This is a genomic window from Streptomyces sp. NPDC028711 (assembly GCF_055565415.1).
The window spans coordinates 25,019-36,370 of sequence record NZ_JBVHUJ010000020.1 but is presented as its reverse complement, the minus strand read 5'-3'; the positions used below and the strand labels follow the sequence as shown (position 1 = coordinate 36,370).

Below are 11,352 nucleotides of genomic sequence, written 5' to 3'. Positions count from 1 at the left end.
CGGGGCGGAGAGCCTGGCGGCTCTTAAGTTGGGCCTGGCGGCCCAACTCCCGCCTGACGGCGGGATGGTGGTGCGGCGTCATGCCTGACGGCATGACAGGGGTGGGGACTGGGGGGCTTGCCCCCTGACGGGGGCAACGGGTAAGCGGGGGTTGGGCCTGGCGGCCCAACGTGGGGTGGTTGTCAGCTCCGGCCTGGCGACCGGAGGTTGGTGGGGTGTCATGCCTGGCGGCATGAGGGGGTGTTCGGTGTTGCCCTTCCCCTGGCGGGAAGGGGTGGGTTATGGGGGCGCCTGCCGGCGCCTTGATGTCATGTGGGGTTTTTTGGGCAGTGATTTGATTGGCTGCCACCTCCTCCCCTGGCGGGGAGTGGTGGGTTGCTTGGGTGGTGTGGTGGGCCTGGTTGTTTCAAACGTGGTGGTGTCTGGCTTCCGTCTAATGGATGGTGTTGAGGCCGGCTCTGTGCGTGGCGGGGTGTAGTGGGCTCACTCTTGATGAGGCCGGGTTGCTTTGCTGCTCGGGAGAGTCCCTGCCGCTTCTCTTCTTCTCGTCCTGGCGGACTCGTGTGTGCTGCCGGACGTCTTGAGTCTTGTACCTGCTCGCCGGTTGGTGGGTGTGCTCTCTTTGGTCTGGAGGATTGCTGTGAGCGTTGCGCTGTCCGAATCGGCCCTTCCTTCTGTCCGTCTTGCGGATCTTTCTGCTGCTCGTCGGGCCGCCTACGAGGATGGCCTGCCTCTCTTGCCTCGTCTGGGAGAACTGGGCGTCCATCTGGCACGTGAAGCGGCCCTGGGTGACGGCGCGGTGAGCCGGGTGCTGCACATCGGGGGCAGCCAGTGGGTGATTTCGCTTCCGTCGGGGCTGGCCACGGCCGAGCGTGAGCGGATCGTATCCGCTCTCTTCGCCCGGGAGCTTGGTGTCCCCGCGGAGCGGCCCCTCGTCGTGCTGCGGCGAGATCGGCACTCCAAGGAGCCCTTCCTCACCTGGTGCCCGCAAGGGTGCGTGAGCGACCACACCAGCGCCATGCGGGAGGGGGCCATGCTCGAGGACATCTCTCACGACATCGGTGCAGGTGCGGCCCTTGAGCTTCCCGTCTGGGATGCCAAGGAGGGAACCGCCGACTCTCGGGCGCAATCCGCGTTGAACCGCATTCCAGTCAGGCCTCACGTCGAGTGCCCTACGTGAGTCTGGAGGTATTCATGGACGAGTGGATGGAGTGCCTCGGCCCCGGCGAACTGGCGGACGTGATTCAGACCTTGCGGGCGCACCTGGACGTGCTGGACGGTCTGTGCGGGCGGCTTGCTGAGGCCCGGCGCGTGTACAAGGGGGCGGGGGCGTGAGCAGCGAGGTAGGCGACGGCTGTGTGGGACTGGAGGGTGCCTGCGTGGTTGATCACGTGAAGTTCCCGGGAGCTCCACATAGTGCGTTCGGGTTCGCGGTGAAGCTCGATGAGCGTGGCGGCGTGCAGGCGGGAGCCGAACTGGTGGAGCTGGATCCTGAGGAGAGGTACCCGCGGGCGTGGGAGGTCTGGGCGAACATCGCCGGCTCGTGCCTGGAACTGACGAGCGCCGGTGAGATCGCTGGGCTTCAGAAACAGGTGCACGCGTTCCTCCAGGGGCTGGCGCCCCTGGCTGCGCGGCTGGCAGACACGCGGACCGGCTCGGACCCGATGCGGGATGTGGAATGGGGGGCTGGATTCTTCGGGCAGGAGCACTGTATCCGGGCACCGGGTGATGGCGCCGAAGTCGTGACGGCGCAGCTGTTTTGGGGGGACGGCCCGTCGTGCGGGCCTGTCGTCTCGTTCTTCTGCCCAGGATTCTCGGCGGATCTGGACGCTGATCAGACTCGGGCGTTCGCCAGGCGGCTGCGCCGGATGGCCGATGACGCCGATGTCTTGGCGGCGCGCCTGGACTGCCTGGAGGACAGGACGGCTATCACGGCTGCGGTCGGGGGGCCTGACCCCGGGCATGCGGGCGGGGTGGTGATCCGGCCAAGTTTCAGCCGGTGACAACCGGACCTGGTTGGACACCGGCGGACGTGGTCGGACACTCACGGACAAGGACGGACGTCCGCGTACGTGGGAAGGGTGTGGCCGAACCATATAGGGCCTGGGAGCGGCCGCTGTTTCATCAAGGGCGGGGCGCGCCACACTCCCCCGTATGCCGAGCTTTCAGAGAAGGAAGGCGACCGGTGACGCCCACGAGCAACGCGTCGCCCAGGAGCTCAACCGCCGCGGCTGGCATGTAAGCCCGTGGGGACAAGGAGTCATGGGCGAGCCCATACGGCTCGCCCTGCACCACACCAGCAGCTCCCTGTGCTGGACACCTGACCTTATCGCCGCACAGGGCCGCCAGGCCGTCCTGATCGACTGCAAAAGTCGCATGACCAGCCAGACCAGCCGGCGGCACGCCATCGAACGGGCCGCCGTCGCCGCCCATCTCCAGCTCGTCGCCTGGACCCAGCTCCCCCTCTACTACGTCTTCGACAACCTCGACCTCCTCACCCCCTACGACGCCCTCAGCTACGGGCAGGAAGGCCCACGGACCGCTGCCGGCTCCGGTACGCCCTACCTCCTCGTCCCTGCCGACCAGTCCATGCCGTTCGCAGACGTCTTCGGCTGTCCCGGCGGACTCTTGGCTGCCTGATACGGCGCGAGGGGTCGCGGTCCTTCGCACGGTCTGCTGCTGCCTCTGTGGTTGGCTTACTTCGCTGCAATGACGTCCTGGTGGTGGGGCGCCATCTCTGTATCGGCTGGTTTGTCAGTGCCGTTGGGTACGGGGCTGACGGTCCCGGCCTGAGCTGTGATCACTCATGGCTGGCGGGTGTCGGCTACTGGACCTGTACCGGGACTCCGTCTGGATGCGGAACTCCTCCAGGAAGGAGAGGTTGACGGGCGGTGTGACCTGATTCGCGGATCGCCTTTTCGATCTTGGCCAGCTTGTCTTCAAGATGCTTGGTGGGCCGATTCTCGATGATGATCCACTTCACTGCGTCCAGGCCGACGATGTACTGCGCCGTCTCGACGTGTCCTTCCGGACCGTTCGCGTCGACCGTGAAGGTGTAGACGCGCGGTAGGAGGGCGTTCTGGAACCGATCGTTGTTGTCGAAGAGGAAGGTGAGCCGGCGGTGCGGCGGCAGGATAGGGATGGGGCGGCCGAGAACCTCCTGCATGATCTGAGTCAGGTCCGGTTCTCCCTGTTCTGGAGCCCATCCGGACTCCAGAGGAGGGTCACAGGAGATGCGGACATCACGCGCGACGGTGGGGCCGGTGTTCTCGATGACAAGCAGCAGTGCCCCGTGCAGGGGATCCAGCTGGATGTCCACAATCACGTACGGTTCGTTCTGCTCCCGGTGAATGCGTTCGGAGAGCTTCAGCTGACTCTTGGCGGTGCCACGGGCGATAGACGCTTGCCATACGGCGACGAGGGCGGCAACGACGGCAACGACGACTGTCCAGCCATCGGTGCTGAGGGCTCTGAGGTGGTCCATGCATTGACGCTACCGACAGCGTCTGACAGTACGGTCCGCGCGTTCGGCACCCTGCCGGTGAACTGGGTGTGGTGACGGAGCAGCTGAAGTCCAAGACGGCGGCTGGCCAGGATGGTCAGCAGATGACGCGGACGCGGCTGAGATGCTGGCCCGCCCTCTCGGGGCGGTCAGACGGTCGAGCGCCCACGTACGGTCGGTTCCGTCGATGCAGAGCCTGTGGGTGGGGCCGCCGCGGGCAGCCCTACGGGCACGGGTGGGCGCTCGGGGACACGGTTTCCTCGGCGGCACAGGGTCCGGTCAAGGGCACGGCGGTGTGGGGACCGGATCGACGTCACTCACCGGGCCAGACGCTTTTCGCACTCGGAGATGATGTCCGCTACCGTCCAGGGCAGGGACGGGGTTCCGTCACTGTCCAGTCCATAGGCCAGCAAGTGGTGATCCTCTGCCTGCAGGGCCAACTCCTTAAGCGCGCGGGGATGGCCCCGGGCTGCAGCCTCACGTGCCAGTCGCCCGGCTTGGGCTGGCTGACCGGCTGCCTGCCGGCTCAGGGCCAGGTCGGCAAGAGTCCCGGCGTCTCCGTTTCGGGCCAGTTCCCACGCCAACCGCTCGGCGTCAGCGTGCTGCCCGGCCTTCTCCCGCATGCCAGCCAGGTCTGCCAGAGGGAACGGGTAGCGGTGGGCCGCGGCTTCCCGGGCCACTCGCTCCGCATCGTCTGCCTTCCCCGCCTCCTGCAGTGACGTCACCAGGCGAATGAAGGGATACCAGCCGTCGTGGTCGGCGGCCTGGCGTACGAGATATTCGGCACTGGCCCATGCTCTGTCCCTGGCACGTGCCTCCGCCAGGGACAGGAGGGCGGAGGGCTCACCGTGGGCGGCCGCTTCGATGGCCAGCTTCTCAGCACTCGCCGCCTGGCCGCCCGCATCGCGCATGAGGGCCAGGGCGGAGAGGGCGAAGGGGTCGCCATCGGCCGCGACGAGACGTGCCACATGCTCGGCACCCTCTGCATCACCGGCGCGTTCTCTCCCTCGAACTAGCAGCACATAGGCACAGAGGTGGTTTGCTGGGGTGGTGTTCCAGGTGACGAACCGGGTGTCGGCGTTCTCGTCCTGCACTCGCTGAGGGGACGGCAGGATGCGGTGTGCGGGAGCCTCGCGGTACAGGCGCGCGGCGCTTTCCATCTCGCCGGCCTCTTCCCGAACACGGGCCAGGTCGTCCAGAGCCAGGTTATGGCCGAGGCCGGTGGCTTCGCGGGCCAGACGCTCGGCGCTCTCCCACTCGCCGGCTTCAGCCCGCATCCGGGACAGGTCGGCCAGACCGATGACGTAACCGTGGACAGCAGCCTCGCGGACGAGACGTTCGGCATCAGCCGGCTCACCGGAACTCTCCCGCGCCCGTGCCAAGTCCGAAAGGACATCGGATGAAGCTCGCATGCGCGCGAGAAACTCAGCGCCATCTTTGTCTCCGGCCGAGTCCCGGGCGAGGACAAGGGTGCGGAGAAGCCCTGCGGGCAGGTCGGCGTCGATGTGCAGCGCGATGTGGGTGGCCTGCCGGTTGAGCAGCCGGCCCTCGGCGCTGAGGAGCAGCCGGTACTGGTCTGACGGATCGGTGAGGTGGTGCGCGGCTGCCTTCCAGAAGGAAGCGGGAGGCAACTGATCTCCCCGTGTCCATGAGCCGTGCTGCTGAAGGTAGTCCGCGACCGTGACAACGTCCGGGCTGGGTCCCATGCCTGACGGGTGCGGTACCGGCTGCAGGCAGGCAGCCACCTCCTTCACCTCGGCTTGGGCGTAGCTGAGGGCGTCGTGGAACCAGGCCGCTGGGTCGGCGTTTCCCCGCTGCGCCGCGCTGAGGTAGCCGGGGGCTGCTGCCTGAAGGAATGCCAGAGGGATGGGGTTGGTGGCACCGAGGCGGCGTGCGTCCACCGCAGCGCTGATGACGGCGTTTCCGAGGTGGCCTCGGGCATCTTGCGGGTTCTCGTAGTGGTGGACCAGGTCGGGGCCGGCAGCGAGGGTCTGGGTGATCGCCGTACCCCCCGTGGCCAGTGCGATGGCCAGGGCTCCGTCTTTACCGGAGGCTTCATGCACTCTGTCCAGGTGGCGGCTGAAGGAGTCGGGGACAGCGACTCGGTGGGCTTGGGCCAGCAGGTCACGGGCTCGTGGTGTGGTGGTGCCACGCAGTGCCGCTTCTTTTTCCGGCCATAAGGTGGCCAGGGTGATGAAGGGGCCTTGTCCGGTGTCCAGGCGACGGAGCAGTGCGGCGGCTGCGCTCTCACCGTCAGGGCCGGAGAGCCGTTCCTGGGCCTCGTTGAGCCAGAGCACGGTGCCTGGACCCGCGGCTCCGGCCTCCAACGCCTCCTGCAGCGTGGCGGGAGTCTGAGGAAAGAGCAGTTGCCAGGTATCGGGAAGGTAGGCGAGGGCTTCGTAGGCGGTACGGGTCTTGCCCGTGCAGGAGGTGCCAGCCACCACCACGAGCAGGGGCCCCGCACCAGGGCGCGCAGCCTGGATGAGCAGATCGCGCAGTTGGAGATCGTGAGGGCGTTCCACGTAGCAGGGCAGTGAGAAGTCGTTGGCCGGGTCAGGGATGTGCGCAGCGCCGCGGATGGCGGGGTGCACTCCGAGGCGGCGCGCCGTCCAGGAGCGGATCGAGCGAGGCGGGTCTGCCGGTGCGGTCACGGATTCGCGGGGGCCTCTGGCTTCCAGCACTGCTTGCGCCTGCTGGTGGTGGGCCGCCTCGCGCTTGGCCTCAGAACGTGCGTCCCAGACCACGTCGAACAGGTCCTGCCAGCGTCTGTCCTGCAGGAAGTCCTTCACCGTAAGCCCGGGTGCATCAACGTCCTGCTCTAGCAATCCGAACTGGGCGGCTTCCGCTCGGATCATTGCGATGAGGCCGAGCAGGGCGTCGCTGTCTCGAGGCAGGGATTCGCCCTTGAGCCAGGAGTCCGGAACGGTGGGAGATCGCCTCTTTGCGGCGCGGGCCAGGGCACGCAGGGTCGGCTTGCCGTGCAGTTTGGCGCTTCGCAGTTCGGCGAGGCGCATCAATTGTCCTCTCAAGTCTTCCGGATGCGGCATCGTGCTTCTCCCTCCGCTGTAGCCCGCACTGCGTACAGCAGCCCGTCAAGTCGCCCGCCCCGAGGGGCTGCTGTCCGGAACAATCTTCCTCATCATGCCGGTCCGTTCGCTGCCCTGGCGTCCTGAGCTGGCCATGCACCACGGCAGCTGTCCACTTCCGCAGTTGTCCCGCCGGACACTTCCGCCGGACAGCGAGCCTTTCCGCAGACGGACCCCCTGAAGCGGGTCACGAAACGGAAGGACCTTGATCATGACAACGACGCAGCTTCTGTGTCTGCTGCTCGCGTGCTCGCTCGCCCTTCACCTGGGTACCGCATCCGGCCTTCTCACCCGTCGCAGTGGTGCCAGCCCGTCCGCGGTCCTGCTCGCCGCCGGCGCCACCGCGGGAGGGTTCCTGGGGCTCTACTTCGCGGCGATCAGTGCCTATCAGTGACGGCCGGCCAGAAGGTCCCGAGGCGCCGTCACGTGAAACAACCAGCTCGCATGCCCTCCTGACAGCCCGAGGCGCCGTCTTCCCGAGCACCACCGGCGGCGCCTCGACCACGAACGGACGGCCCCTTGCGGGAGGGCGGTGTCGTCGACTTCGATGTCCTGCTCGGCGCCTTCCGGGCAGAGGCCACTGGCTATCTCTCAGCGCTGTGCCCGCATGGCAGCCACACGAAGGCCGGCGTCCAGCCCGTCGACTGGACCTGGGCCCTCTCCCCCGCCCTCGTCTTCCAGGGAACGGAGCAGCAGCTGTCCTAGCGCTCCTTCGCTACAGCGGCCCCAGGCCCTCGCTCTCGGTGGCGTACAGCGGTGATCATGGTCTGTCACTTTGCTGCAGTATCTGCCACAGCGCCGGGACCATAGGGCCGGGCCGTCAGCATCAGTTTCATGGACTTGGTAGATCTCGTGGCTGTCGCCACCGCTTTCCTCGCGCTTCCCATCACGTTCCTGGCCGCCTTGTGGGCCAGACGCAGCGGCAGGCAATCGGCGGACGCGACCGTCGTTTCGGGTGTCAGCCAGGCCCATGGCTCCGTGGCCGCGGCCCGTGTTCAGACGCGTGGAGAGCTCGAGCTGCGGCAGCAGGCCGCGCTGGCGGACGCGTCTGCCGCTTTTCTGCGGGCTTGTGACGCGTTCGCGCGCACCGTTGAGCAGCTGCCGGGTGTCGTTCTTGAGGAGCGTCCCGTTCAGCTCGCCGCGCACGGTATGGCGGTGGAGACGGCCCTCGGCCCGTTGGAGCTCCTGGCGCAGCCGGAGCTCCAACGTCATGCGAAAGCGCTGCGGGGATACTGCCGGACTTTGGAGGACCTTGCGCTGGACAGGGCAGTGCTCCGTTCGGCTGTGCGGGCTCTGGAGGCCGGCTGGTGCCCTCTCAATGCGGAGATCTGCGATAACGACCATCACAGCGCGGCGTTCGTCGCGTGGCAGTTTCTCCTGGAGTGGCCCGACCGGGAAGACGAGGAACGGTGGACAGACCGCGGCCTGCTGGAGTACTGCCTCCAGGAGAGCCAGTGCATGACCGAGGGCGAGGTAGCCGGTGTTCTTGCGGTCGTCGACCGTGTGCCGTCGGCCTGGTCGCGGATGATCGGCGGCCTCGTCCGTGATCCGCTCCTGGAGCGGTTCACTGCCCTGCGGGCGCCCTTCGTCGAAGCCGCCCGCTCGGCGCAGCCTCTGGTGTCACCGGCTGAACCTGAGGTGTCGAGGGCATGGTCGGGTGACGCTGTCGGTGTGGCAGCGCCTATGGCTGTTTCTGAGTCCTCCATGCCAGCCTGACCTGCAGGGGTCAATGGATCCTGGGACCGGGGGGCCTGCTGTTTCCTCATCACCTGGTTCTCCAGGATCGCTGCGCCGTCCCGCCGCGGAGCGGGCGCAGGATGAGTACCTGTGACTCTGCAGCAGATTTCGCTGTCAGCCTTCGATGTGAAGACGTGGGGGCCTGTGGCACCTTTGATTTGGGTGCCAGGGGAAGGGCGCTGTCGACGTCTGCCCCAGGTAGTCCTACGACTCGGCGGTTGGGGTCGGTTCCTCGGCGTTGTCTCTCGGTGTGGCCGGCAGGCATGTGTGCAGCCCCTGCGAGACCCATTCGAGCACGTCCCATGGCACGAAAGAAGGACCACGACGGAGACCTGCTCTTCAACCAGGAAACCTTCTCCGGCAACCCCACCCATCTTGAGCCCCCGTCCCCGACGCCGTCCTTGAGCACCGAGGAAACCGATGACCGCTCTCACCGCGCTGACCGGGCTGTGCCCGCCTCCTGCTGTCGTTCGCCCCTCCCCAGACTGGCTGGAGGTCGAAGACACGCTGGGCAAGGGTCTGCCCCAGGACTACAAGGAGCTCATCACCGTATACGGACCGGGCCAATTCTGCGGATTCATCACCCTCTACCAGCCGCATGCCTCCAGCGAATGGGCCGATCTGACCGGCCCCTTGCCGGCGCGTCTGCGGGGCCAGATCGAGGAGGTCCGGCAGGCTGCCCGGCACCCCTGGCAACTCCCGCACTCCCCCGAGAACCTTCTCCCATAGGAATCACCGGCAACGGGGACTACCTCTTCTGGGTCGCCCAGCCCGCTGACACCCCGGACGAGTGGACCGTCGCCGTCAACGAAGCCCTGGGCGCACCTTGGTTCACCTACAACGACTCCTTGACCGAATTCCTTGTCAGCGTTCTCAACGGGGCCACAAGCGTCCCCATGTTCCCCAAAGACCTCCTCGACCACGCTCCCGCTTTCACCCCGTCGGCTCTTGCAAGCAGCGCATCCGCCGCAGACGCCCGGACGCCGGTCAGCACGCGCGCCATCCGCGACTGGGCCAACGCCAACGGATACGACCTCCCCGAACGCGGACGCGTCCCGATCGAAATCACCGAGGCATGGAAGCGGAAGAACTACCGCTGATGACCGGCTCGCCCAGGGCGTGGAGGTGAACCCGTGGCGCCGGTAGAACCGGGGCAGGGCGGCATCACGGGCAGTGAGCCTTTTCCAACCTCACGTCTGTGCTGGTCGAGGGCGTACTGATGCGTGACCATGCCAGCCGGCTGTGGACCCGCGAACAGCAGACCCACAGCCGACCACCGTGGTGCGAACGCTCCGACGGGCATGGTCAGCGCGCCGGAACGCCAGGTTGGAAAGAGCTCAGTGACCTGCCCGTACATGAGGATCGCACGGTGATCGCGGTGGGTCGCCATCACCTTGGCGAGAAGCGCGGAGGCAATGCCCTGGCGACGGTGGTCGTCCGCGACGGCCAAGGTCCGGAATTTGACGTACGCCATCGCGGTCGCGCCCAGCTCCGCCGCATTCCATGCCTCCGAGGGCATCAGCTGACCCGCCACAGCCCAGCCCCCGCGTCACCTCTTCTGCGTGGGGCTTTCGGCGCTTCGCGGATGTGCTCAACTTCCCTGACTGAAGGTGCTCTTGACGTGCTCATGTCCGAGCGAAATCGTCGCGCAAAAGTGCGCAACCGACTCGACATGGGAGATCGCCATGGATCTACAGTTCGTCGGGATAGACCCCAACACCCAGGGCAACGGGTCGCCAACCGTCTGGGTGGGGACTGTAAATCGTTCGGTGTAACTCCCGATCATGGAGGATGCATCGATGACCAGTGAGAACGTGACCGAGGCCGAGCCCGTCGAGGCGGCTGAGCCGCAGCCGGCGAAGGCGGGCGAGATCACCGACCACCTCGGCTATGACAAGCACGACCCGGCGGGGAAGAACGGCGGGAACTCCCGCAACGGCACCCGGTCGAAGACCGTACTGCGATGTCGGTCCGGTGGAGATATCCGTGCCACGTGACCGGGACGGGTCGTTCGAGCCGAAGATCGTCAAGAAGCGGCAGAAGCGTCTGACCGGGGTGGATGAGATGTCATCTCGCTGTCGGCGAAGGGCCTGACCACCGGCGAGGTCCAGGCCCACCTGGCCGAGGTCTATGGCGCCGACGTCTCGCGCCAGACGATCTCCACGATCACCGACAAGGTCCTCGACGGCATGACCGAATGGCAGAACCGGCCCCTCGACCCGGTCTATCCGGTCGTCTTCATCGACGCGATCCACGTGAAGATCCGCGACGGTGCTGTCGCCAACCGGCCGATCTATGTGGCCCTGGCAGTCACCGTCGAGGGCCGGCGCGAGATCCTGGGCTTGTGGACCGGGGACGGCGGCGAGGGCGCCAAGCACTGGATGCACATCCTGACCGAGATCAAGAACCGCGGCGTGAACGACGTCCTGATGCTGGTCTGCGACGGCCTGAAGGGTCTGCCCGACGCGGTCGGGACCGTCTGGCCGCAGACGATCGTGCAGACCTGTGTGGTCCACCTGCTGCGGAACTCCTTCCGCTATGCCGCCCGCCAGGACTGGGACAAGATCGCCAAACTTCTCAAGCCCGTCTACACGGCGGCGACCGAGGAGACCGCGCTGGAACGGTTCGTGGAGTTCACCGATGCCTGGGGCAGGAAGTATCCGGCAATCATCAGGCTCTGGGAGAACGCGTGGGAGGAGTTCACCCCGTTCCTCCGCTTCGCCACCGAGATCCGCCGCATCGTCTGCACCACCAACGCGATCGAGTCGGTGAACGCCCGGATCCGACGGGCGGTCAAGGCCCGCGGACACTTCCCCAACGAGACCGCCGCCCTGAAATGCGTCTACATGGCGATCATGTCCCTCGACCCGACCGGCAAGGGACAGACCCGCTGGACCCTGCGCTGGAAGACCGCCCTGAACGCCTTCGACATCACCTTCGACGGCCGCCTCTCCGCAGCCCGACAGTAACCCCGAACACCCCCGATACACCGTTCAATTGACAGACCCGCTGAGCTCATCAATCGAG

General features: G+C 66.7%; 12 protein-coding genes and 1 pseudogene. 10 read left to right on the top strand and 3 right to left on the bottom strand.

Annotation, left to right across the window (positions count from 1 at the left end; all coding sequences use genetic code 11):
* Positions 1 to 640 precede the first annotated feature (640 nt).
* The 4 genes from ACZ4VK_RS35805 to ACZ4VK_RS35790 all read left to right on the top strand — a co-directional run bounded on the left by ACZ4VK_RS35805 (position 641) and on the right by ACZ4VK_RS35790 (position 2,640).
* Positions 641 to 1,180, top strand: coding sequence for a hypothetical protein (locus ACZ4VK_RS35805; protein WP_468361908.1), 540 nt, complete (start codon positions 641 to 643; stop codon positions 1,178 to 1,180).
* On the top strand, positions 1,090 to 1,335 hold the full coding sequence (locus ACZ4VK_RS35800; RefSeq protein ID WP_468361917.1) for a DUF6907 domain-containing protein: 246 nt from the start codon (positions 1,090 to 1,092) through the stop codon (positions 1,333 to 1,335). Before ACZ4VK_RS35805 ends, ACZ4VK_RS35800 begins: the two co-directional genes overlap by 91 nt.
* A complete protein-coding gene (locus ACZ4VK_RS35795) occupies positions 1,332 to 2,003 on the top strand; it encodes a hypothetical protein (RefSeq protein ID WP_468361905.1) in 672 nt (223 codons plus the stop codon). The genes ACZ4VK_RS35800 and ACZ4VK_RS35795 overlap by 4 nt, the downstream gene beginning before the upstream one ends.
* A gap of 259 nt (positions 2,004 to 2,262) precedes the next feature.
* Positions 2,263 to 2,640, top strand: coding sequence for a hypothetical protein (locus ACZ4VK_RS35790; RefSeq protein WP_468361902.1), 378 nt, complete (start codon positions 2,263 to 2,265; stop codon positions 2,638 to 2,640).
* A 184-nt stretch (positions 2,641 to 2,824) separates the two neighbouring features.
* Here ACZ4VK_RS35790 and ACZ4VK_RS35785 read toward each other — a convergent pair whose 3' ends face one another.
* Both ACZ4VK_RS35785 and ACZ4VK_RS35780 read right to left on the bottom strand, forming a co-directional pair.
* Positions 2,825 to 3,484, bottom strand: coding sequence for a hypothetical protein (locus ACZ4VK_RS35785; protein ID WP_468361899.1), 660 nt, complete (start codon positions 3,482 to 3,484; stop codon positions 2,825 to 2,827).
* A 335-nt stretch (positions 3,485 to 3,819) separates the two neighbouring features.
* Entirely contained in the window at positions 3,820 to 6,549 is a 2,730-nt protein-coding gene (locus ACZ4VK_RS35780; RefSeq protein ID WP_468361896.1) for a tetratricopeptide repeat protein, read from the bottom strand.
* A gap of 250 nt (positions 6,550 to 6,799) precedes the next feature.
* Here ACZ4VK_RS35780 and ACZ4VK_RS35775 point away from each other — a divergent pair, with 250 nt between their 5' ends.
* From ACZ4VK_RS35775 to ACZ4VK_RS35755, 5 genes are all read left to right on the top strand, one after another.
* Positions 6,800 to 6,982 (top strand): hypothetical protein, encoded by a 183-nt coding sequence (locus ACZ4VK_RS35775; RefSeq protein WP_450304651.1) that lies wholly within the window; start codon positions 6,800 to 6,802, stop codon positions 6,980 to 6,982.
* A 125-nt stretch (positions 6,983 to 7,107) separates the two neighbouring features.
* On the top strand, positions 7,108 to 7,293 hold the full coding sequence (locus tag ACZ4VK_RS35770; protein ID WP_468361893.1) for a hypothetical protein: 186 nt from the start codon (positions 7,108 to 7,110) through the stop codon (positions 7,291 to 7,293).
* A gap of 129 nt (positions 7,294 to 7,422) precedes the next feature.
* Positions 7,423 to 8,304, top strand: coding sequence for a hypothetical protein (locus ACZ4VK_RS35765; protein WP_468361890.1), 882 nt, complete (start codon positions 7,423 to 7,425; stop codon positions 8,302 to 8,304).
* Positions 8,305 to 8,745: 441 nt separating this feature from the next.
* On the top strand, positions 8,746 to 9,054 hold the full coding sequence (locus ACZ4VK_RS35760; protein WP_468361887.1) for an SMI1/KNR4 family protein: 309 nt from the start codon (positions 8,746 to 8,748) through the stop codon (positions 9,052 to 9,054).
* Between the two features lie 167 nt (positions 9,055 to 9,221).
* Positions 9,222 to 9,425, top strand: a complete 204-nt coding sequence (locus tag ACZ4VK_RS35755) for an Lsr2 family DNA-binding protein (protein WP_468361884.1) — start codon at positions 9,222 to 9,224, stop codon at positions 9,423 to 9,425.
* Here ACZ4VK_RS35755 and ACZ4VK_RS35750 read toward each other — a convergent pair.
* Positions 9,416 to 9,799 carry a GNAT family N-acetyltransferase gene (locus ACZ4VK_RS35750; RefSeq protein ID WP_468361914.1) on the bottom strand — a complete coding sequence of 128 codons (384 nt, stop codon included), beginning with the start codon at positions 9,797 to 9,799 and terminating at the stop codon, positions 9,416 to 9,418. The genes ACZ4VK_RS35755 and ACZ4VK_RS35750 overlap by 10 nt on opposite strands.
* Positions 9,800 to 10,124: 325 nt before the next feature.
* Between ACZ4VK_RS35750 and ACZ4VK_RS35745 the strand changes: the two are divergent.
* Positions 10,125 to 11,294: pseudogene (locus ACZ4VK_RS35745) on the top strand (IS256 family transposase).
* The last annotated feature ends 58 nt before the right edge of the window (positions 11,295 to 11,352 follow it).